25 protein-coding genes and 3 riboswitches are annotated in these 22,213 nt (G+C 37.2%); of the genes, 7 read left to right on the forward strand and 18 right to left on the reverse strand.

Annotation, left to right across the window (positions count from 1 at the left end; translation table 11 throughout):
- The first annotated feature begins 138 nt into the window (after positions 1-138).
- The 3 genes from AB1279_RS20380 (at position 139) to AB1279_RS20390 (ending at position 1,276) form a co-directional block, all read left to right on the forward strand.
- Positions 139-570: a disulfide oxidoreductase gene (locus AB1279_RS20380; RefSeq protein WP_429760686.1), complete on the forward strand. Its 432-nt coding sequence runs from the start codon at positions 139-141 to the stop codon at positions 568-570.
- The gene (locus tag AB1279_RS20385; RefSeq protein WP_429760688.1) at positions 570-986 is read left to right on the forward strand and encodes a thioredoxin family protein; all 417 of its coding nucleotides are present in this window, start codon (positions 570-572) and stop codon (positions 984-986) included. Before AB1279_RS20380 ends, AB1279_RS20385 begins: the two co-directional genes overlap by 1 nt.
- 74 nt (positions 987-1,060) lie before the next feature.
- Positions 1,061-1,276 (forward strand): DUF1540 domain-containing protein, encoded by a 216-nt coding sequence (locus AB1279_RS20390; protein ID WP_429752108.1) that lies wholly within the window; start codon positions 1,061-1,063, stop codon positions 1,274-1,276.
- Positions 1,277-1,327: 51 nt separating this feature from the next.
- Here the strand turns inward: AB1279_RS20390 and AB1279_RS20395 are convergent, their stop codons facing one another.
- The 3 genes from AB1279_RS20395 to AB1279_RS20405 all read right to left on the reverse strand — a co-directional run bounded on the left by AB1279_RS20395 (position 1,328) and on the right by AB1279_RS20405 (position 3,776).
- Positions 1,328-1,600, reverse strand: a complete 273-nt coding sequence (locus tag AB1279_RS20395; RefSeq protein WP_429760690.1) for a hypothetical protein — start codon at positions 1,598-1,600, stop codon at positions 1,328-1,330.
- 139 nt (positions 1,601-1,739) lie between these two features.
- Positions 1,740-2,513 (reverse strand): L,D-transpeptidase, encoded by a 774-nt coding sequence (locus AB1279_RS20400; RefSeq protein ID WP_429760692.1) that lies wholly within the window; start codon positions 2,511-2,513, stop codon positions 1,740-1,742.
- Positions 2,514-2,906: 393 nt separating this feature from the next.
- Positions 2,907-3,776: an SDR family oxidoreductase gene (locus AB1279_RS20405; RefSeq protein ID WP_429760693.1), complete on the reverse strand. Its 870-nt coding sequence runs from the start codon at positions 3,774-3,776 to the stop codon at positions 2,907-2,909.
- Between the two features lie 233 nt (positions 3,777-4,009).
- Between AB1279_RS20405 and AB1279_RS20410 the strand changes: the two genes are divergently transcribed.
- The 4 genes from AB1279_RS20410 to AB1279_RS20425 all read left to right on the forward strand — a co-directional run bounded on the left by AB1279_RS20410 (position 4,010) and on the right by AB1279_RS20425 (position 9,181).
- Complete coding sequence (locus AB1279_RS20410) at positions 4,010-5,311, forward strand: NCS2 family permease (RefSeq protein WP_429752114.1); 1,302 nt, start codon at positions 4,010-4,012, stop codon at positions 5,309-5,311.
- An 89-nt stretch (positions 5,312-5,400) separates the two neighbouring features.
- Positions 5,401-5,509, forward strand: a riboswitch (SAM riboswitch).
- Positions 5,510-5,593: 84 nt separating this feature from the next.
- On the forward strand, positions 5,594-6,706 hold the full coding sequence (locus tag AB1279_RS20415) for a sugar ABC transporter substrate-binding protein (RefSeq protein WP_429760695.1): 1,113 nt from the start codon (positions 5,594-5,596) through the stop codon (positions 6,704-6,706).
- Complete coding sequence (locus AB1279_RS20420) at positions 6,703-8,187, forward strand: sugar ABC transporter ATP-binding protein (RefSeq protein ID WP_429761514.1); 1,485 nt, start codon at positions 6,703-6,705, stop codon at positions 8,185-8,187. Before AB1279_RS20415 ends, AB1279_RS20420 begins: the two co-directional genes overlap by 4 nt.
- Complete coding sequence (locus tag AB1279_RS20425; RefSeq protein WP_429752120.1) at positions 8,171-9,181, forward strand: ABC transporter permease; 1,011 nt, start codon at positions 8,171-8,173, stop codon at positions 9,179-9,181. The genes AB1279_RS20420 and AB1279_RS20425 overlap by 17 nt, the downstream gene beginning before the upstream one ends.
- 36 nt (positions 9,182-9,217) lie before the next feature.
- Here AB1279_RS20425 and AB1279_RS20430 read toward each other — a convergent pair whose 3' ends face one another.
- The 15 genes from AB1279_RS20430 to tenI all read right to left on the reverse strand — a co-directional run bounded on the left by AB1279_RS20430 (position 9,218) and on the right by tenI (position 22,204).
- Positions 9,218-10,072, reverse strand: a complete 855-nt coding sequence (locus AB1279_RS20430) for a patatin-like phospholipase family protein (protein ID WP_429752122.1) — start codon at positions 10,070-10,072, stop codon at positions 9,218-9,220.
- 161 nt (positions 10,073-10,233) lie between these two features.
- Complete coding sequence (gene kdpDN / locus AB1279_RS20435; protein WP_429752124.1) at positions 10,234-11,379, reverse strand: KdpD-like non-kinase potassium sensor; 1,146 nt, start codon at positions 11,377-11,379, stop codon at positions 10,234-10,236.
- A gap of 216 nt (positions 11,380-11,595) precedes the next feature.
- The gene (gene kdpC / locus AB1279_RS20440) at positions 11,596-12,177 is read right to left on the reverse strand and encodes a K(+)-transporting ATPase subunit C (protein WP_429760696.1); all 582 of its coding nucleotides are present in this window, start codon (positions 12,175-12,177) and stop codon (positions 11,596-11,598) included.
- 18 nt (positions 12,178-12,195) lie between these two features.
- On the reverse strand, positions 12,196-14,295 hold the full coding sequence (gene kdpB, locus AB1279_RS20445; protein ID WP_429761516.1) for a potassium-transporting ATPase subunit KdpB: 2,100 nt from the start codon (positions 14,293-14,295) through the stop codon (positions 12,196-12,198).
- Between the two features lie 13 nt (positions 14,296-14,308).
- Positions 14,309-15,976 (reverse strand): potassium-transporting ATPase subunit KdpA, encoded by a 1,668-nt coding sequence (gene kdpA, locus AB1279_RS20450; protein WP_429760697.1) that lies wholly within the window; start codon positions 15,974-15,976, stop codon positions 14,309-14,311.
- A 19-nt stretch (positions 15,977-15,995) separates the two neighbouring features.
- Positions 15,996-16,076, reverse strand: coding sequence for a K(+)-transporting ATPase subunit F (kdpF, locus tag AB1279_RS20455; protein ID WP_429761517.1), 81 nt, complete (start codon positions 16,074-16,076; stop codon positions 15,996-15,998).
- Positions 16,076-16,177, reverse strand: a complete 102-nt coding sequence (locus tag AB1279_RS20460; protein WP_336483268.1) for a signal peptide protein — start codon at positions 16,175-16,177, stop codon at positions 16,076-16,078. The genes kdpF and AB1279_RS20460 overlap by 1 nt, the downstream gene beginning before the upstream one ends.
- Before the next feature lie 98 nt (positions 16,178-16,275).
- A riboswitch (cyclic di-AMP (ydaO/yuaA leader) is annotated at positions 16,276-16,419 on the reverse strand.
- 240 nt (positions 16,420-16,659) lie between these two features.
- Complete coding sequence (locus AB1279_RS20465; RefSeq protein ID WP_429760698.1) at positions 16,660-16,896, reverse strand: hypothetical protein; 237 nt, start codon at positions 16,894-16,896, stop codon at positions 16,660-16,662.
- Between the two features lie 17 nt (positions 16,897-16,913).
- On the reverse strand, positions 16,914-17,315 hold the full coding sequence (locus AB1279_RS20470; protein ID WP_429760700.1) for a hypothetical protein: 402 nt from the start codon (positions 17,313-17,315) through the stop codon (positions 16,914-16,916).
- A 93-nt stretch (positions 17,316-17,408) separates the two neighbouring features.
- A riboswitch (cyclic di-AMP (ydaO/yuaA leader) is annotated at positions 17,409-17,555 on the reverse strand.
- A gap of 95 nt (positions 17,556-17,650) precedes the next feature.
- On the reverse strand, positions 17,651-18,463 hold the full coding sequence (gene thiD / locus AB1279_RS20475) for a bifunctional hydroxymethylpyrimidine kinase/phosphomethylpyrimidine kinase (RefSeq protein WP_429760702.1): 813 nt from the start codon (positions 18,461-18,463) through the stop codon (positions 17,651-17,653).
- Positions 18,464-18,477: 14 nt separating this feature from the next.
- Entirely contained in the window at positions 18,478-19,497 is a 1,020-nt protein-coding gene (locus AB1279_RS20480) for a thiazole biosynthesis adenylyltransferase ThiF (RefSeq protein WP_429760703.1), read from the reverse strand.
- The gene (locus AB1279_RS20485; protein ID WP_429760705.1) at positions 19,490-20,260 is read right to left on the reverse strand and encodes a thiazole synthase; all 771 of its coding nucleotides are present in this window, start codon (positions 20,258-20,260) and stop codon (positions 19,490-19,492) included. Before AB1279_RS20485 ends, AB1279_RS20480 begins: the two co-directional genes overlap by 8 nt.
- A 2-nt stretch (positions 20,261-20,262) precedes the next feature.
- A complete protein-coding gene (gene thiS / locus AB1279_RS20490; RefSeq protein ID WP_429760706.1) occupies positions 20,263-20,466 on the reverse strand; it encodes a sulfur carrier protein ThiS in 204 nt (67 codons plus the stop codon).
- Positions 20,467-20,481: 15 nt separating this feature from the next.
- Positions 20,482-21,591: a glycine oxidase ThiO gene (thiO, locus tag AB1279_RS20495; protein WP_429760707.1), complete on the reverse strand. Its 1,110-nt coding sequence runs from the start codon at positions 21,589-21,591 to the stop codon at positions 20,482-20,484.
- On the reverse strand, positions 21,575-22,204 hold the full coding sequence (gene tenI, locus AB1279_RS20500; protein WP_429760709.1) for a thiazole tautomerase TenI: 630 nt from the start codon (positions 22,202-22,204) through the stop codon (positions 21,575-21,577). Before tenI ends, thiO begins: the two co-directional genes overlap by 17 nt.
- Between the last annotated feature and the right edge of the window lie 9 nt (positions 22,205-22,213).

The following is a 22,213-nucleotide window of genomic DNA, read 5'->3' on the forward strand; positions in this document are numbered from 1 at the left end:
AGGTGTACATCACCTTGTTTTTTTATTTCCAAGTTTTCAGCGCAAAAAACTTTTATTTTGTTGAATGTTTTCTCTTTCTTTTCCACTCCTTCTCGTACTATAATTTTGTATGTAACTATTATAAGAGAGGTATAAAGAATGGATCGCGAAAAAAAACAAGAAACTTTGTTATTTACTGCTTGGGGAACTTCGTTTATCGCTACACTCGGAAGCTTATATTTTTCCGAAATTATGAAATTTGAACCATGTACATTATGTTGGTACCAACGTATCTTTATGTATCCATTTGTGTTACTACTTGGCATTGCAGTCGCACGCAAAGATTACCGCATTGCCACATATTCCTTACCAATCGCAAGCATCGGTGCCTGTATCTCGCTATATCATTATGCTATTCAAAAGATACCTGCTTTCTCAGAAGCTGGAGCAGTATGTGGGCGGGTTCCTTGTACAGGAGAGTATATTAATTGGTTTGGCTTTATCACAATTCCATTTCTAGCACTAACTGCTTTTGTAATTATTGCCATCTGCAGTTTTCTTTTACTAAAAACAAATAAGGAGATGAAATAATGAAGAAAATGTTTCTTTTTGGCGGCATTGTCGTCGTTTTATTAATCGCTATTTTTGCAGTAACAAAAACTGAACAAAAACAAGAGAATGCAACAGACTACTATACAAATAAAATTTCTTTAGAAGATCTCCGAAAAAATATAACAGAAAAGAAAGATCAAACGATTTACTTCTACCAAACAGACTGTGTACATTGTAAAAAAGTATCACCGATTATTGTTCCAATGGCAAAAGATATGAATATCGATATGAAAGTCATTGACTTAGAAAATCAACCAAATGCTGTATGGGACGAATTTAAAATTGAAGGTACACCAACTATTATTCGCTTTAAAGATGGCAAAGAAGTAAGCCGTATTGATGGAGAACAACCGAAAGACAAGTTTAAAGAATGGTTTACTGCAAACAAGAAGTAACAAGAAAAGGAAACTTCCTTTATACATGAAGTGAGTACAAAAATCTCACACTACTTATATAAGGAGGGGATCCTATGCCAGAAGTACGATGTTCTGTCTCCAACTGCTCATTTTGGGGACAAGGTAACTTTTGTCAAGCAAATGCCATCCTCGTTCAACCTGACTCTCAAGAATCTATACAATCAGCGGACGAGTCATTTACAGATACAATATTATCTGGACAAACGATAGAAAGCTCGGCAACAACGAGTGTAGAAACATGTTGCCATACCTTTCAACCAAGATACTAAAACAACTGCCCACGAGTAGCGGGATAAAAGCGTACGATGAATCGTACGCTTTTATAATAAAATAACCCCCTGTTTCCAGGAAGCATGCATCATTGAAATATATACAATAACAATAAAAACCGTACCAAATAATGTAACCCATCGATATATATCATTTCCACATTCTCTTGCCTCAACAAATGCCCATACAAATCCCACTAATAATAATAAGTCTATATATGGAATGTACATAGAAAAAATAAATGAAACAAACAAATATATAACAAATAAACAAAGTGTAATTAAAAAAATTGTAAATGCAAATTTACTGTCTCCATTTTGCATAGCATATGTCCCCCTCAGCTTTACAATATTATATTCAGAGAGGGATTTTGTTGCGTAAAAAAAGGATACCCTGTCCCAGCGGTACCCTTTATCCCCGCTATTCGCGGGCAGTAAAACCCCTACTGATGGAAGTTTCACTTCATTCCACTTCATATTTTCGTTTGTATATATCACTCAGTACAGAATAAGGAATTTGTTCGTACCTTACCATTGTTTCTTTTTCATCCATAATATATAAATTATTCCCTATGTAATACAGTCCTTTTTTTCTTTGCGAATACACAGGATATACTTCATTTGGTAATACTGTTTTAACTGCTGTAAATTGCCCGTTCGGTTCTTGCCAATATATTTTCGTTTGATCTATCGTCCTAATCTTACCAATTTGCTCTTCCTTTACCACTCTTCCATTCCAACTGACAACCCGGTATCCAAATTTATGTGCTGCATATTCAGGAGATGTATGAAAATGAGCAATAATTACCTTCGTTTGTAATGGAACTCGTTCATACAGCCATTGAATATCTCGATCATACATACGAATACATCCATTTGACTGACGACTGCCAATCGACCATTCACGATTTGTCCCATGAATCCCATATTCATTTTTATTTAAGCCCATCCACCTAGTGCCGAGTGGATTATTAGGTGCACCGCCCGGAATATTTTTTCTGTGATATGCTTTATTTTTATATTTATTAATAATGCAAAATGTTCCTTCTGGCGTAGGAGTGCTTGCCCTTCCTGTTGTTACAGAAAAAGTTCGCACATAATTTCCATCTTTGAAAAAAGATAGTTGGTTTGTCACTAAATTTATAAGTAATAAATGATCTGTTCTCTCAGCAGAAACAATTGGTACATATAAAAATAAGAAAAGAAATAATAATGTAAGTGAACATGCTTTTTTCATCAATGTCACCTCCACATTCTCCTTGAAATCTCACCATAATATGCTATGTGGTTCATTTAGTTTTTACTATAAATTCAATTCTTATGAATGAGAGTTGACCTTAAAGGTCAGTCTCTTTTTTACGCGCTCTTAAAAATATCGGCGGAAATAGTACATTTATCCCGCTATTCGCGGGCAGTAAGCCGCCACCTCAAGATTCCAAAAAAGGCGAAAAGGGTAGGTGGAGGGTAGGTGGAGGATAACTGCTGGCATACGCCCCCCGATTGATGAGAGCTTTCCACCAGTGGGGATAAAACCTCCCACTGATGGAAGTTTCACTTTATCGGCGCTTCGACACAATATAAAGACCCTCCGACATGCAAATAGTCGGTCCACCAGCTAGTCCAATACCATCTAACCGTTTACAATAACGCCGCCATTAACATGAAGTATTTGTCCAGAAACATAAGTAGAATCATCAGAAGCTAAATACACATATGCTGGCGCTAACTCAGATGGTTGTCCTGGCCGTTTCATTGGTACATTGCTGCCAAATTCCGATACTTTTTTCTTATCAAAACTTGACGGGATTAGGGGTGTCCAAATGGGACCTGGTGCAACTCCGTTAACACGAATACCTTTTGGAACTAGCGATTTTGCCAATGAACGTGTAAAGGAGACAATCGCACCTTTTGTTGCTGAATAATCGATTAACTGCTCATTTCCTTCGTATGCCGTAATGGAAGCAGTATTCACAATTGTATCGCCTTGTTTTAAATGAGCTAGTGCTGCTTTTGTTATATAAAAATACGAGAAGATATTAACACGAAATGTCTTTTCCAGCTGCTCTGCTGTAATTTGCTCTAAACCTTGCTGCGGATATTGCTGAGCAACATTATTCACAACAATATTTAAACCTCCCAATTGCTTTGCAGCCTCCGCTACAACTTGCTGACAATGCTGTTCATCACTTACATCTCCCGGAAATAAAAAACATTGTACACCTTGCCCTTCTACCCAACGCTTCGTTTCCTCTGCATCTTCATGTTCATCTAAATAAGCAATTGCTATATTCGCGCCTTCTTTTGCAAAAGCAATCGCTACTGCTCGGCCAATTCCGCTGTCTCCTCCTGTAATAAGTGCGTATTTCCCTTGCAACTTCCCGCTCCCTTTATACTTCTCATCTATACATTTTGGGCGTGGATTCATGATTTTCTCAATACCCGGCTGTTTCTCTTGATGCTGCGGGGGCAATGTTTTCTTTGGTTGTTCTTGTTGCGTCATATAGAAAAAACCTCCTTATCATATCTCTTTCTTATGATGTGCCAAATCAAAAAATATACTTATTCTTACAAAAGCGAAATATATACGTAAAAAAGACCTTTAATATTCGAAATTTCTACATAAAATAAAGAGAAATGTAAGTTTTTTTATGTAAACCTCTTGCCAAAAAACAAAATAACGAATATTATATATAACTGTTGTGTAAATTATTCGTAAAAAGAAAGGATGTTTTTATGTTTAACCTTTCAAAACATCAAACTTCTATTAAAACTGAAATTATGGCTGGTATTATTACCTTCTTAACAATGGCATATATTATTGTCGTAAACCCAGTCATCCTTGGTGATGCAGGCGTTCCATTTGAACAAGCATTTACAGCGACAATCATCGCTGCTGTTGTCGGAACATTATTTATGGCATTCTTTGCAAATTTACCAATTGCACTTGCACCAGGAATGGGATTAAATGCTTATTTTGCTTACTCTGTTGTAAAAACTCATGAAGGTATGACATATGCAATTGCTTTCTCTGCTGTATTCGTAGCAGGTCTAATTTTAATTTTGCTATCATTAACTTCTTTCCGTACAAAATTAATGGAAGCTATTCCTGAAAACTTAAAACATGCAATTACAGCTGGTATCGGTTTATTTATCGCATTTATCGGCTTACGTCTGACAGGCATCGTTACGAAACATCCCTCCAATTTAGTTGGGCTTGGAGATCTTCACTCTCCGCCTGTTTTACTTGCATTAGCTGGACTCGGTATTACATTAGTACTTATGTCTTTAAACGTGAACGGTGCATTATTTATCGGTATGTTATTAACGGGAGTTATCGCTTACTTTACTGGTCAATTAACATTTTCAAACGGAATTACATCTCTGCCAGGTTTACCTGAAGGCGTGATTGTTTCTAATCCAATTACAGCATTTTCTGACGTTATTAACTATGGATTATACGGTGTTGTCTTCTCGCTCCTCCTTGTAACATTATTCGATACAACAGGTACATTACTTGGAGTTGCACAGCAAGGCGGGTTTATGAAAGATGGTAAACTTCCAAAATCCGGTCGTGCCCTTCTTTCAGATTCTATCTCAGCAACGATTGGCTCAATGTTCGGTACAACACCATCGACTGCTTATATCGAATCTTCTGCTGGTGTTGCTGCCGGTGGGCGTACAGGTTTAACAACACTAACTGTTGCGATATTATTTGCAGTAGCTGCATTCTTCGGCCCGCTTGTCGGCGCAGTATCTGGTGTTGCCGCAATTACAGCTCCATCATTAATTATTGTTGGTAGTTTAATGATGGGCACAGTTCGTCATATTGATTGGGATACATTTGATGAAGCTTTCCCAGCATTTTTAGTTATTTTAACCATGCCGCTTACATCAAGCATTGCAACAGGTATTGCGCTCGGCTTCATTTCATACCCGCTTATGAAAATGGCAAAAGGTCAATTTCGTGCAGTTCATCCGCTTTTATACGTATTCGGTATTTTATTCGCTTATCAGTTAGTATTCATACCACATTAAGCTTCCTCTTTATGAGGAAGTTTTTTCATAAAAAATGTTTGACACCTATATAGAAATGTGGAATAATTCAAACTAGTCAAATATTCGATGTCTTATCAAGAGCAGGTGGAGGGATGAGCCCTACGAAGCCCGGCAACCGACCCATAAATGGGCACGGTGCTAATTCTTACAACACAATCATGTGTTGAGAGATAAGAGAAATGTGATAAGACGTCTTTTCTATGAAAAGACGTTTTTTATTTCCTCTCCCTCCCCGCTCTTGTAAATTGGGGAGGGATTTTTATGAAGAAATTATGTTCAATCTTATTAATTATTCTATTATTCACATTAACAGCCTGTAAAAATGAACAAGATGCTGTTTCAACACAAAAACAACAAACAGCTACAAAAGAAACAACTTCAAAACAAGAAACTTCACAAACGGAAATTCCAAAACAAGTACAAAAACCTTTAAAAGTTGCTTTAATTATGCAAATGTCTATTGGCACTTTCTCTTCTCAATATATTGAAGGAGTAAAAAAGCAAATTGAACAATTCGGCGGAAGCGTTCAAGTGTACAACTCCGATAACGATTTAGCAAAGATGGCTGCCAATTTAGATGCTGCTATTAACGCAAAAGTGGATGGAATTTTAATTGATCATGGGCGCTCTGAAGCATTAAAACAAGGTGTAGAAAAAGCATTACAAGCAAATATTCCCGTCGTAGCATTCGATAACGATTTACGTTTACCTGGTGTTACTGTTATTGATCAAGATGACTATAGCCTCGCATGGAAATCATTAAAAACATTAGCTGAAGATTTAAACGGAAAAGGAAATATTGCCGTTGTATGGGTTGGCGGATTTGCCCCGATGGAACACCGCAGCGTCATTATCGATGCCTTTTACAAACGTTACCCAAACATAAAAGAAGTAGCTCGCTTTGGTACAGCTAGTAACAATACCGCTCTAGATACGCAAGCACAAGTAGAAGCATTGCTAAAAAAATATCCAAAAAAGGGAGAGTTAGATGCTATTTTTGCAGCTTGGGATGAATTTGCAAAAGGTGCAGTAAAAGCACTAGAACAAGCAGGCCGAACAGATATAAAAGTGTACGGTATTGATTTAAGCAACGAAGATTTACAACTCATGCAAAAATCAAATTCTCCATGGGTCGCAACAGCTGCTACAGATCCAGCTGAAGTAGGGAAAGTACAAGTACGCTTCTTATATCAAAAGATTGCAAGAGAACATACGCCAGATATTTATTCATTAGAACCACACCTTGTAAAGAAAAGTAATTTACCGACTGAAAATGTAGCAATGGAACAGCTATCGAAATACATAAACGGCTGGGGCAACTCAAAAGATGCTTACTCACCTTGGATGAATAAATTAGAGAAGGAGAAGAAATAATGACATTTTCACTCCAAAACATTACACATCATTATACAGATGTCCCGGTATTACAAGATGTTTCTATGACGATTAAAAAAGGACAAATACACGCGTTACTAGGAATGAACGGAGCAGGAAAAAGTACTTTATTAAAAATTGCAACCGGAGAAATCACTCCGGTTGCTGGAAAACTTCTCATCGATGAGAAAGTAGTCTCTTTTTCTTCACCACGAGATGCAAAAAAACATGGCATTGCTTTCGTAACACAAGAAGTTGATCATGGATTAGTTCCAAATTTGTCTGTACTAGAAAATGTACTCCTTGATTATTTAGCTATGCAAAACAAAACATTTTTTTCAAAATCAAAACTCGTGCAGCTTGCAGAACATTACTTGCACGCCGTACATGTTGATCTGAATGTATGGAAAGACATTTCAAATTGTTCTTTACACGAAAAACAATTGCTTCTCATTGCTCGTGCCCTATCAAATAACGCAACTTTTCTCTTATTAGATGAACCTACTTCGTCACTTGGTCCTAAAGAAGCAGCAAACTTCGGTAATTTATTACAACAATTAAAAGCACAAGGAATTGGAATTGTTTTAATTTCTCATCGCATTTCAGAAATTAGACAATATGCAGATGTTGTAACTGTATTACGAGACGGAAAAGTTGCACTGTCTGAAGCTACCTCAACAATTAGCGACCAACAAATTATTGAAGCGATGACAGGAAAACAAATAACAATGCATGCAAATACACAAAGTAAATTAGAAACACCATATATATTTCAAGCTGACAATCTTTATACATATCGGAATCGTCCTCCCTTGTCCCTTCACATTCGTAAGGGGGAAACAGTTGTCATATATGGATTAATAGGCAGCGGAAAAACGACTCTTGCAGAAACATTATTTGGTGCTCGTCATTCTTATAAAGCAGTCATTACTAATAAGAACATAAAAATTAAAACGCCGCGCGATGCCATTCAAGCAAAGATTGCGCTCGTACCCGAAGAAAGAAGAAAACAAGGATTATTTTTATCGGAAAGCATTACAGATCATTTAAATTTACATCAATCCGGCTGGAAACAATCGCGTTCAGAAAGAAATCATGCGGAAGCAGCCATTTCTTCATTTCGTATTTCGCCAAACGATCCAAATGCATTCATCCATTCACTTAGCGGCGGGAATCAACAAAAGGTTTCTATAGCAAAATGGATTGGATTTAACCCAAACATATTTCTTTTAGACGAACCTACAAAAGGAGTAGACGTTGCTGCGAAGCAAGATATCTTTCAATTTATTAAACAAATCACAGCAGCTGGTAACTCGGTTATATATTTCACTGGAGAACAAGATGAAGCATTACAAATCGCAGATCGCATTCTTATATTAGCAAACGGAGAATTTATAGGAGAATATCTTCCACATGAACTATCTCCAGAACAACTTTTACATCTATCTGAAGGGAGCCATTCCATTGAATCTAGTTCATGAAACAAAATCAAAAAAGCAACTTATACCTACTAATCTTTTCTATCAATTTAGCACAATCGCTATTATTATAGGTGTTACGATTTTCTTTTCAATTGTAAATGATTCTTTCTTAACTTATAAAAATATTAGTGATATTTTACGCTCTGTTTCTATTGTTACATTACTTGCAATCGGAGTTACATTTACATTAATAGTTGACGGTTTCGATTTATCAGTTGGATCAACAGCTAGCTTAGCAACAATTGCTTCTGCAGCATGTCTTGTTTTATACAGACAGGAATTGTTACTTACACTACTAATCCCCATTTGCTGCGGGCTATTAGTTGGATTACTAAACGCATTACTCATTATCCGTATTAAACTATCTGATTTACTTGCTACATTAAGTGTGATGTACATTGTTAACGGAATTCACCTAACATTTTCAAAAGGCTCTTCTATTTATGAAGGAATGTCTAGCACGAACGGCACTGCTTCCGGACATTTTATCCCTTCCTTTTTATTTATTGGTCAAGGTTCTATCGCGAGTGTCCCAGTTCCTGTAATCATCATGCTGATCATTGTACTCATTTCATATTTATTTTTAGAAAAAACAACGTATGGACGCTTCTTTTACATGACAGGTGGAAACCGTGAAGCTGCTCGATTAGCCGGAATTCCTACAGATCGTTACCGTTTATATGCGTATATGATCAGTGGGCTTCTCGCTTCTATTGGCGGCATCGTTCTTAGCAGCCGTATTGGGACTGGTCAAGTATCAGCTGGTGCACCACTATTAATGGACGCTGTCGCTGCCGCTTATATTGGCTATGCAATGTTCGGTGCCAAAAAACCGAACGTAATTGGAACTTTTCTTGGCTCTATTCTAATTGGTATCATTTTAAATGGTTTAACAATGATGAACGTTCCTTATTATGCTCAAGATATTGTAAAAGGAAGTATTCTCGTTGCTGCTCTTGCCTTTTCATTCACCAAAAAGAAGCTTGCTCGCTAAATAAAAAGGTGACTCATATTATCTTGAGTCACCTTTTTACTTAGCAAGAAATTGCACTAAATCTTCATGCATTTTCTCAGCATCTTGAAATCCTTGCTCATACAAGCGCTGTAATTTTTCTGGATTCTTCTCCATACGATCCACTTCTAATTGGTCTGTCGGACGAATAACAAATATATTCCCTGCTGCCTCTTCTTTTTCAATATAATGAAGTGTCTCATTATATATTTCATAACGGGCTAGCATGGTGTTTACTAAATTAGGATATTTTTTATACGCTTTCGCTGCAATCCAGCCAAATTTTGATTTTTTCTTCGCATAGCCTTTATTTCTTGTCAAAACAACAACTGATTTTTGATAACCATCTACCTGTGCCTTCCGAACAGGAATTGGATCTGAAATTCCACCATCCAATAGCTTTTTCCCGCCAAATTCTACAACAGGTGCTACAAATGGCAATGAACTTGATGCCTGTAGTAATGTTAATGCTTCTTCTTGTGTACGTCCCTTTTCAAAATAAACAGGCTGTCCAGTTTCACAATCCGTCGCTCCTACAAGCAAACGCTGTTCCGTATTAAAATAGGTTTCAAAATCAAATGGAACATGCTGCTTTGGGATTTCACGAAAAATAAAGTCCATATCAAACAGCTGACGCTTTCTCCACAAGTTTTTATACGATAAATATCTTGGATGCGTCACATATTCAATGTTTACTGTTTTATTTCTTTCCTTTTGTCTTGAAAGATACGACGCTGCATTACATGCACCTGCCGATACACCAATCACATATGGAAAATATAAATCATTTTCCATAAAGTACTCCAATACACCCGCTGTATATACACCGCGCATACCGCCGCCTTCTAATACTAGACCCGTATTTTTGAGCATTTCCTTCTCCTCTTTCTACATAATATATATATAGACTTTAATCATTCACATTGTTAAGTATCTCTTTCTATTATATAGAAAATTTTTAAGAAACCCTATTCAGAAGACTTACAAAATGGAAAAAATCGTATTCATATACATGAATACGATTCGAGTATGCCCTACATCCGCTGATCCGCCACAATATGAATATCAATGTTCTTCGTCTGTCTCATAATTTCATTTACAATCGAGCCTTTTCGAATTTCTTCCCATCTTGTTCTTGCTGATTGTCCTAATAAAATTTGTGTTACCTGCAATCGTTTTGCAACTTGAATAATCGTATCCGCAGGCTTATTTCCCTTGGTTTCTTCTAATAAAAATGTGGCGTCAAACTGACTCGTTAAAGCTTTCCATTCGTTAATAACCTGTTTCTTTGCTTCTGATAAAGATTCAATATTTTCTCTTTCTACATTTAATACATATAACTCTGCATTTAAACGGTTTGCCATGCGCCAGCCTCGACGAATGAGCTTTTCCGCCGTTGAGCTGTACTGAACACAAACAAGGATTTTTTCTTTCACTCCAATTGGTTCTTCAGCAAATTGGCTAATTTTCTCATCCATATCATCTGCAACTTCTCGAAGTGACAATTCACGGAGCGCACCTAAATTATTAAGCGTAAAAAAATGATTTAAACTGCGCTGAATTTTTTCTTCCTTATATATCTTTCCATCCATCAATCGTTTTCTAAGTACTTCCGGCGTTACATCCACAAGCTGAATTTCATTTGCCTTTTGTAAAATAAAATCAGGAATGCGCTCCCTTACTTTCACACCTGTAATTTGCTCCACAATATCATGTACGCTTTCTAGATGCTGGATATTAAATGCAGATAAAACATCAATACCGGCATCCACTAATTCTTCCACATCCATATAACGTTTTTTATGTTTAGAGCCTGGAATATTTGTATGAGCCAACTCATCAACAATAACAACTTGCGGTGCCCGTTTTATAATTGCTTCTACATTAAGCTCGTGAAACACTTTTCCTTTATACTCAATTTCTTTTAAAGGAACAGCCTCTAAATCAGCGATAGCATCGTCTGTTTCTTTTCGCCCATGTGTTTCAATTAAACCAATAACAACATCAATGCCTTCTTTTCGCATCTCTCTCGCATCAAATAGCATTTTATAACTTTTCCCCACTCCAGGAGCTGCTCCGACATAAAGCTTTAATTTTCCTCGATTCAGTTGACGAATATATTCTAAATATTCTTCTGGTGTACGCCTTTGGAATGTTGGCTTATAGTCATCTGCATACATCACAAATTCCCCCTCTCCCTACCAAACAATGCTACCCCAATCACATAGATTGAGGTAGCATTGTTATTATCCCGCTATTCGCGGGCAGTAAGACCCCTACCTTGGATTCAGAGAAAAGCGAAGAAGATAGGTGGAGAATAACTGCCCGTAAAAACCCGATTGGTGCGAGCTTTCCATCAGTGGGGAATAAAGCGCCCCACTGATGGAAGTTTCACTTTATTTGATCATTTTTTGTAATTCTAAATTTAACTTCAACACATTGACACGATCTTCACCAAATAGTCCGAGTGCTTTCCCCTCTGTTTGAGATTCAATAAGCTTATTGATTTTTTCTTTCGGAATATTCGTTATTTTAGAGATACGATCCACTTGTGCGTAAGCTGCCTGTGGACTAATATCAGGATCTAATCCTGAACCTGAATTCGTTACTAAATCCATCGGAACCTCAGTTACAGGAACTGTTGGATTTTCCTTCTTCCAATCTTCCACACTCTTTTCTACACGTTTTAATAAATCTGGATTAGATGGTGCATAGTTTTTAGATCCGGATGCTTCTGCTTTATATTCTATACTAGACACACGTCCATGAAAATAACGTGGATCTGTAAAGTTTTGACCAATTAACTTTGAACCAATCACTTCATTTTTTTCATTATATATAAGACTTCCGTTCGCATTATCTTTCATAACCGCTTGTGCGATTCCTGTGACAAGCAATGGATATACAAGCCCGCATACAATAAGAAACGTAAAGGTTATACGAATGACAGGTGAAAGTATCTTTTGTTTTTCAAACATTTTCATTTCCCCTTTTCCTTAAATGAACAGCGCTACAATCATATCAATCAGCTTAATACCAACGAATGGAACAACCATTCCACCAAGTCCGTAGATAAATAAATTACGTCCTAACAATGCATTGGAACTCATCGGTTTGTAAGCAATCCCCTTCATTGCTAGCGGAATAAGCAGCGGGATAATAATCGCGTTAAAAATAAGCGCTGATAAAATCGCTGATAACGGTGAATGTAATTTCATAACATTCAGGGCTTCCATTTGTGGAATTGCCAATGTAAACATTGCTGGAATAATCGCAAAGTATTTGGCAATATCATTTGCGATACTAAATGTTGTTAATGCACCGCGTGTCATTAATAGCTGCTTACCAATTCCTACAACTTCAATAATTTTCGTTGGGTTTGAATCTAAATCAATCATATTTGCCGCTTCTTTCGCTGCAGCGGTACCGCTATTCATCGCAAGACCAACATCCGCTTGTGCTAAAGCTGGTGCATCATTTGTACCATCACCTGTCATCGCAACAAGCTTTCCTTTTTCTTGCTCTGCTTTTATTACTGCAATTTTATCTTCCGGCTTACATTCTGCTACAAATTCATCCACACCCGCTTCTTTTGCAATTGTTGCGGCAGTAAGCGGATTATCACCTGTACACATTACTGTTTTAATCCCCATTTGACGAAGCTGTTCAAATCGTTCACGCATACCTGGTTTGACAGTATCTTTTAAATAAATTAATCCGTAAATACGATCATTCGCTGCAACTGCAAGTGGTGTACCACCTTCTTTCGCAATTAAATCAGCTTTTTGATTTAAGTCTTTCGGAACTGTACCGCCTTGTGATTGTACCCATTCAAGTACAGCACCAACTGCACCTTTTCGTACTTTTGTACCATCTACTAAGTCAACACCGCTCATTCGTGTCTCGGCTTTAAATGGAACAAACTCACCTTGCTCAGCAAGTGTACCATTATAAGAAAATGCTTTTGATTGTACGTATTCAATAACAGAACGTCCTTCTGGTGTTTCATCTAATACAGAGCTAAGCGCTGCCCATTTTGCAACTTGTTCAATTGTTTCATTTCCCACTGGCAAAAGCGTGTGCGCCATACGATTACCGAATGTAATTGTACCTGTTTTATCTAAAATAATTGTGTTAATATCACCAGCTGCTTCAACTGCTTTACCACTCATTGCTAAAACGTTAAACTTCGTTACACGATCCATCCCTGCAATCCCAATTGCAGATAACAAACCACCGATTGTTGTTGGAATTAAACAAACAAGAAGCGCAACAAGTATAGACATATCAATTTGAAAACCAAGATAATTCGTAAAGATTGGTAACGTAACAACAACGATTAAGAAAATAAGTGTTAAACTCGTTAATACCGTATTAAGAGCAATTTCATTTGGTGTTTTTTGACGAGATGCTCCTTCTACTAAAGAAATCATTTTATCTAAGAAAGATTCACCAGGATTACTCGTAATTTGAATTGTAATTTCATCACTAACAACGATCGTACCACCTGTAACGGAGCAAAAATCACCACCAGCCTCTTTCATAACTGGTGCAGATTCTCCTGTAATAGCTGATTCATCAACAGATGCTAAGCCGCGAATAACTTCCCCGTCACTTGGAATCATTTCGCCTTGCTTTACAATAACAACATCACCTTTTCTCAGTTCAGTTGCTGAAACTTGAACAACATTTCCATTCTCTCTTATTACATTTGCAAATACATCTTTTTTAGATTGTTTTAAAGAATCAGCTTGCGCTTTTCCCCGCCCTTCTGCTAATGCTTCTGCAAAATTAGCAAACAAGACAGTGAATAATAGAATAAGAGAAACCGTTATATTGAACCACCCTGGTATATTTTTAGATACATTCGGTAGAAATGATAAGATCAACGTTAGGAAAAATCCAATTTCCACCACGAACATAATCGGATTTTTCACCATAACTCGCGGGTTCAATTTTGCAAATGCTTCTTTTATAGCATGTGTGATAATATCACGATCCATTTTTTTCTCTTGCTTTACTTCATTTTCTGCTACTATTTTTGATGATGCAATCGATTGATTCGGTTGTTTATCTTTTACCACTACAGGTTTCATCATTTACCCTCCGTTACTTCAATGTAAGAAATTCTGCGATTGGCCCTAACACTAACATCGGGAAGAACGTTAATGCACCAACAATTACGATTGTTCCAATGAAAATGCCGCCAAATAAACTATTATCTGTACGGAATGTTCCGATTGTTTCTGGCACTACCGTTTTCTCTTTTAATGAAGATGCTACAGCCAACATTGTAATTAAGCTGAAATAACGTCCCAAGAACATCACTATGCCAGTCGTAATATTCCAAAATGGTGCGCTATCTCCTAGCCCTCCAAAAACTGAACCATTATTTGCAGCTGAAGAGGTATATTCATATACAATTTGTGTCAAACCATGAAATCCTGAATTTGAAATTGCATCTGTTCCTAAATGAGTTGAAAATGCCAATGCTGAAAATCCTAAAATCAGTAAAGGATGAAATAGTATTGTTACCGCAATCAATTTCATTTCCTTACCTTCAATCTTTTTCCCTAAAAATTCTGGTGTACGCCCCACCATTAATCCTGAAATAAAGACAGCGATCATTGCGTACATAATGATATTGACAAAACCAGCACCAACTCCGCCAAATACTGTATTTAACATCATATTTACAAGTGGTACCAATCCACCAATTGGTGTTAACGTATCGTGCATTGTATCAACAGCACCTGTTTCTGCTGCAGTTGTTACGGTAGCATACAGTGACGAAAATACTGTTCCAAATCGAACTTCTTTTCCTTCCATACTGCCTTGATTATGCTGCATGCCTATTTGATTTAACACTGGATTTCCATGTAATTCTGCCGTCACAATTGTTGCAAATCCCATTAAAAACACGATGAATAAAGAAGCGAAAAGAACACGTCCTTGTTTTTTATTCCCAACCATTCTTCCATACGTAAATGGTAAAGATGTTGGTAACAGCATCATTAGCATCATTTGTAAGATATTACTTATTTGACCCGGATTTTCAAATGGATGCGCCGAATTCGCATTAAAAAATCCTCCCCCGTTGTTCCCTAATTCCTTAATAGAAAGGAAAGAAGCAACTGGACCACGTAATATGCTTTGTTTGGCCCCTTCAATTGTATGAGCTGTAACTGCTCCGTCCAACGTTTGCGGTACACCTAGAGCAACGAAGACCAACGCTGTTACAAACGCAATTGGAAGAAAAACCCTTGTTAACGCGCGTGTAAAATCTACGAAGAAGTTCCCAAGTTCCTTACCCGCTAATCCTCTTATAAAAGCCATTACAAGCGCTAATGTTGTTGCTGGCGCTGTAAACATTAAAAACGTAATCGCGATTAATTGCGAAAAGTACGATAAACCATTTTCACCGCTATAATGCTGTAAATTTGTATCTGTCATAAAACTAATAGCTGTATTAAAAGCAAGCGTAGGTTCCATACCTTTAACATGAGCTGGATTTAATGGCAATACTCCTTGCAAGCGAAAGATGAAATACACAACAACAATCATAAAACCATTAAGAGCAACTAATGATAATGCGTATTGCTTCCAACTCTGGTTATAAGGCTTAATACCCGAGATTTTGAAGATGATTTTTTCAACAGGGCCAAATATTTTGTCTAATTTACGATTCCCTTGGAACGCCTTCTCTAAATAAATTCCGGTTGGCTTTGCAACAAGAATAAATAATAACATTGTGACCAAAACTGCAATCCAAATCATAATAAACGCTTCCCCCTAATTAAAACTTTTCTGGATTTAATAATGCATAAACTAAGTACACGGTAAGTAAGGCAACAATAATTGATACTGCAATAATCATTACTTCTTCCCTTCCTTCACAACATTATCCGACCATCTTGCAAGGCCAATCATTGATCCAACTAACACGATTAAAATCCCTATCATAGCGATATCCAACATTCTTTATCCCTCACTGATTGTAAAATTTTACCATTCGAAGCATAAAAAAGAACACTGAGGCTCTACTCAGTGTTCGAAAATGAACAACACAAAAGTAAACCTCCTCTCCAAACGCTTACGAGGTTAGCTGTCGGATTCGGGCCTAAAGAGTAGCCCTACTTTCGTAATGAAAGATTCACCCCAAGTGACAATGCACAAAATTGGTTCCCCCGCTCCATTTCTGGACTCAGCGATATCAGGTTGTTTTTTGGAAATTTTATGAACAATTTATGAAAGTAAATATACTCCTCTAAATTTCACTTGTAAAGAGGTGAAATGGCTAAAATATGAAAATATAAGACCTTTTAAACGCTTACATTGAGATAAAATACGCTTTTATCATCTTTTTTCTGTTGTTTTCTTCTTTTTTCATAAAATAGACGTTCTTTTGCAAACTTAAAACAAAAAGGTTACCTCAATACATGAGATAACCTTCAAAATAATTAATCTAAATCATGAAAAAACGAACGTAAATTTCGCCCCCTAACATATACTTGCACTAATTCTTCATGTTGTTTTTCATATTCGATAATGTCTTGCTCTAAATATAAACAAATATCTTCTGGTGGCAGAATTGCAGATGGCTTCGGAAAGAGTGGATCATATTCAACTAGCTCATGTACTCGTTCTAATGATAGAGCCCAGCGCTTTGCTAAATCACGACAAAGGAATATTTTCATATTCGTTTCCTCCGCTCCTACTCTAAAATCAAAAATGAAATGTTATCACAAGTTGTAAACACTACTAAGTTAGCTCCAATAGCTTTATAGAGGTGCTTTGGATATTGTTTATTTCGCGTGACAACCGTAATAGGTGCATAAAAAGAAAAGCGAATACGCTCTGCAAAAAAACTAATTGTGGATAATTCATCTGCTAGCAAAATTACTTTTTTAATTCCTTTACACATTTTCACAATCATTCTTGAATCAGTTGGACAGTAATACGCTTGCTGAAATCCACAAGCTTTCACTTCATTAACCATATGCTCATTCTCTGTGAAAATGATTATTTTACTTTGTAAAGGCGCTAAACTGTGTAAACTCTTAATTTTTTCCGCTTCTCCTACACAAATGAGTGTGTACTCTTTTTCCTCATCCATGTATTTCATCCTCCCCGCATAAAAGAATTTTAAATTATGTTATTAAAATTCTTTTACACTAGTCGGACCGATGAATTGATGTATTCATTTGCATCATCCTCTCTCAATACGCTTACGGAGTTAGCTGTCGGATTCGGGCTTTGAGAGTAGCCCTACTTTCGTTGTGAAAGATTCACCCCTAGTGACAATGCACGAAATTGGTTCCTCCGCTCCAGTTTCTGGATTAAGCGTTCTAAAAAAATAGATTCTGGCTGATATAGTACTCCTAATTTTGGAAAAAGTAAACAAGAAAAAAGCCAGTTTTTTTAACTGGCTTCCCAAAATACAATACATATTTATGCATTTATACTTCTACGTCCATAAGCAAAATGATTTGTTGGTCCGTGACCGCTTCCAATGTTCAGTTCATCTTCAATTGCTATACTAATAAAATGCTTTGCTTCACGAACTGCTTCTTCAATCTCATAACCTTTTGCTAATCCTGCCGTTACAGCTGCGGCAAATGTACATCCGCTTCCGTGTGTTTGCGTAGAATCAATGCGTTCACTTCTGTACTCCATGAATTCATTGCCATCAAACAATAAGTCTATTACTTCATTTCCTTGATATGCGGCATGCCCGCCCTTCATGACAACAAACTTTGCACCTAAATGATGCAATACTTTGGCAGCTTCTTTACTATCTTCAATTGTATGAATCTTCATTCCTGTTAACACTTCAGCTTCTGGAACATTTGGAGTAATTACCGTTGCAAGCGGCAACAAATGTTCTTTTAATGCAGCAACAGCTTCTTGTTGTAATAAAGATGCTCCACCTTTTGCAATCATAACAGGATCTAACACAATATTATTCCATGAAAATGATTTAATGTTTTCAGCTACGATTTTAATAATTTCACTACTAAATAACATACCAAGTTTTACTGCATCTGGCGTTAAATCCGCACCGATAGAATGTAACTGTTCTTGAATACCTTCCACTGGAACAGGATATACTCCTTGCACGCCAAGTGTATTTTGTGCAGTAATCGCTGTAATTGCAGTCATTCCGTACACACCAAGCTCTTGAAACGTTTTTAAATCCGCTTGAATACCTGCACCGCCGCCGCTATCAGAACCAGCAATTGTTAATGCTTTATTCACTTTCATTTTACTCACCCTTTTTAACCAAAGTAACGATGATAAATTGTTTTTGCTTCTGCAATATCTTTTGTACCATGTACGAGCACACGACCGTCTTGAAATGCTACTAATCGTTTATCGTCAATAGAAAACGACAATAGATACGGATTAACTGTTAAATCTGCGACACGATCTTGCAGGAGATTTTTATACATAGAAAGATCGAACTGTTCTTTATATGGCGGACGAATTTGCACTGTATTCCTGCCGCATAGAACAGCTGTCTTAGAAGTATTTTCCTTACTTAAATATGGATAAATTGCTTCCTCTCCGCATGATAAACATTGTTTTTTTCTCAATTTCTGTACATTCATACATGAATATTCATTTTTCCATACATCAAATGAAACAAGTCCATCACGAAGGGCTTCATAATCCTCTACTAAAATCTTTAATGCCTCTGCAATTTGATGTGCTACAACGATTGATACAGCAGGTGAAATAATCCCTGCTGTATCACATGTCGCTCCGCCAAGAGGGATAGATTGTAATAAACAAGATAAACACGGTGTCTTTCCTGGTAAAATCGTATAAGAAAGACCGTAACTACCGACACAAGCTCCATAAATCCATGGCACTGAATGTTTTTGTGATATATCATTTACAATAAAACGGGTCTCAAAGTTATCTGTTGCATCGATAATAAGATCTATACCTGTAACAAGTTCCTCTAGTTCCTCCGCTGTTACATCTTGTACGTAAGCTTCTACAACTACATCGCTATTAATAGCCTGTAAGCGGCGCTTTGCTGCCACTGCTTTTGGTAAATGATTTTGTACATCTTCCTCACAGTATAACTGTTGGCGCTGAAGATTACTCCAATCAATGTAATCGCGGTCAACAATCGTTACTTTGCCAACTCCAGCGCGAACAAGCATCTCTGCATTCGCGCTGCCAAGTGCTCCTGCCCCGATAATGAATACATGTTTTTCTCTTATTTTTTGCTGTCCTTCTTCTCCAATTGGAGAAAACAACACTTGACGAGAATATCGACTATTCAAGAATACTCATTCCTTCTAACGGGCTGCTTGCAGTCGCACAACGCTTACGTGCAATACGTCCTGCCTCAAAACCTAATCGTCCTGCATGAATACTAAGTTTCATTGCTTCCGCCATTTTCACAGGATCTTTTGCTCCAGAAACAGCTGTATTTAATAAAACACCATCTGCACCTAATTCCATCGCAAATGCTGCATCAGCTGGACTACCGATACCAGCATCAACAATAACTGGAACAGTTGCTTGCTCAATAATAAAGCTTAAATTTAACGGATTTACAATACCAAGACCAGAACCGATTGGTGATGCACCTGGCATAATTGCATGGACACCTAATTCTTGTAGTTTACGTGCTAACACAACATCATCAGACGTATACGGCAGAACAATAAACCCTTCTTTTAATAACATTTCGGATGCTTTTAACGTTTCAACTGGATCTGGCAATAACGTTTTATCATCACCGATTACTTCTACTTTAATCATGTCACATAATCCTGATGCTTTCGCTAGTTTCGCAATACGCACTGCTTCTTCTGCTGTTTTTGCTCCTGCTGTATTTGGAAGAAGTGTATACTTTGTTACATCAATTTTTTCTAATAAATTCGGTTGCTCTGCATCAAAAATATCCATACGGCGCACCGCAAATGTTAAAATTTCTGCCTCTGATACTTCAATTGCTTTCTTCTGTACATCAAAATCAGAAAATTTCCCTGTTCCTAATAACAACCTAGAATGAAAAGTAAATGGTCCAATCTTTAACATAATCAACCGCCTCCTACGAATGTTACAATTTCAATTTGATCTCCATCAAAAACAGATGTATCTTGATGATCATCTTTTTGTAAAATGTCTTGATTGCGTTCTACAACAACAATTTTCATCTCTAATCCTAAATGAACAAGCAAATCGGCTACCGTTTTAACCTCACTTGGCACCTCTACTTGCCTGCCGTTAATTTTTAAGTTCAATCTTTCATCCCCTTACTAAATAGATTGTGAAAGCAATGAATCTAGTAAACGATTATCTTGCTTTCCGTCTATAAGATCAGCTATATATTGACCCGAAACTGGACTTAATAAAATTCCATTTCGATAATGGCCAGTACAAGCATATAAACCAGTAATTTCTTCATGCATACCGATATATGGCATACTATGATTGGATTGTGGACGTAATCCTGCCCATGCACTTTCCCATTCCGCTTCTTTTAATGCCGGAAGGATACTATAGGCACGCTCTAATATAGAAGTAATACTCTCTGGACGTACCGCTTTGTTATATGTATGGGGCTTCATTGTCGCTCCAATGACATAACGTCCACCTCGTTTTGGTGCAATATAAAATCGCTCTTGAAAAATAGGGGCTTGTAGCAGCGGCTTACGACTGCGCACCGCAACAACTTCACCTTTAACAGGATATGTCCCCCACTCACTATGAAAATATTCTAGTAGTTTTGTACTCCATGAACCTCCAGCAATTACTACTTTCTCACATAATATAGTTCCTTCGGTTGTAAGCAATCCTGTCACGTGATTATCCTTAATTTGAATATCAAACACTTCAGTTTCTTCATATATATCCGTTCCAGATATCGCAGCAGAGTGGGCAAATGCTTTCGTCAGCTCAGGTGCAATTACATGGCCATCTTTTGGATGATATACCGCTCCAATAATAGAAGAGGATAAAAATGGTTCCTTTTCGCGCAGCTCTTCACCTGAGATAAAATGTGACTCTTCTCCTGTTTGCTGCTGCCATTTCATAATATGAAGGAGTCGCACGCTCTCTTCTTCACTCTGAGCAATGCGGTAAATTCCTTTTTCTTCATATCCTATATCAATTCCGGTTTTATCACGCAATACACTTGCAAGCTTTGGAAACATCGCGCGGCTTTGCCTACCTAATTCAAACAGCGGATCGTATTCATCCCATTCCGCCTGTACACCTAGTAATCCAGCCGCTGCTTTAGACGCTTCAGAAGCAATCTTTTGTTTTTCAATGATGGCAACTTTATAGCCTCTTTCAGCAAGAAAATGTGCAACTGAACTTCCGATTACACCGCCGCCAACGATGGCAACATCATATATTTTTTTCATGATTTCTCGCCCACTTTCGTATCGTTTCCTTATATAGTTTCGCTTGTTCATTCGGCTTTACTGCGCTTAAAATTCCGGACATAATTGCAATACCAGTAGCCCCGGTGCCAAGTACTTCTGCTGTATTATCGGGAGTAATTCCTCCAATAGCCGTAATCGGAATTGTTAAACGTTTTGCCATTTCTGTAATTTCTTCTAATCCTCTTGGGGGAACTCCTTTTTTGGAGTTTGTTTGAAACAAATGCCCGTACATAAGAGAATCCGCACCGCTTTTAAAAGCAGCAATAGCTTCTTCAAGTGAATGAACAGAATAGCCAACATGTAAATAAGAAAATTTTTCTTTAACAAACCTTATATCAGCACTTCGATAGCCAAGCTGCACACGCCTAATATTTAATAAAATCGCAATATCAATCCGATCATTGATTACAAGTTTAGAAGAAGGAAAGCCCTTATTTAAGAGCTTTTCTACACCTTCATATAACTCTTTCGTATTTTTCTCCCGCTCACGAATGTGCAAATAATCTATTTCACTTTCAATCTCAGTTGCTATATTTGCTAACTCTTCAAATGACATACGACCATTTGATATGACGTGAAGCTCATCTTTCATATACATCCG

Origin of the sequence: Bacillus sp. S14(2024) (assembly GCF_050473785.1) — a bacterium.
GTDB classification, from domain to species: domain Bacteria; phylum Bacillota; class Bacilli; order Bacillales; family Bacillaceae_G; genus Bacillus_A; species Bacillus_A yunxiaonensis.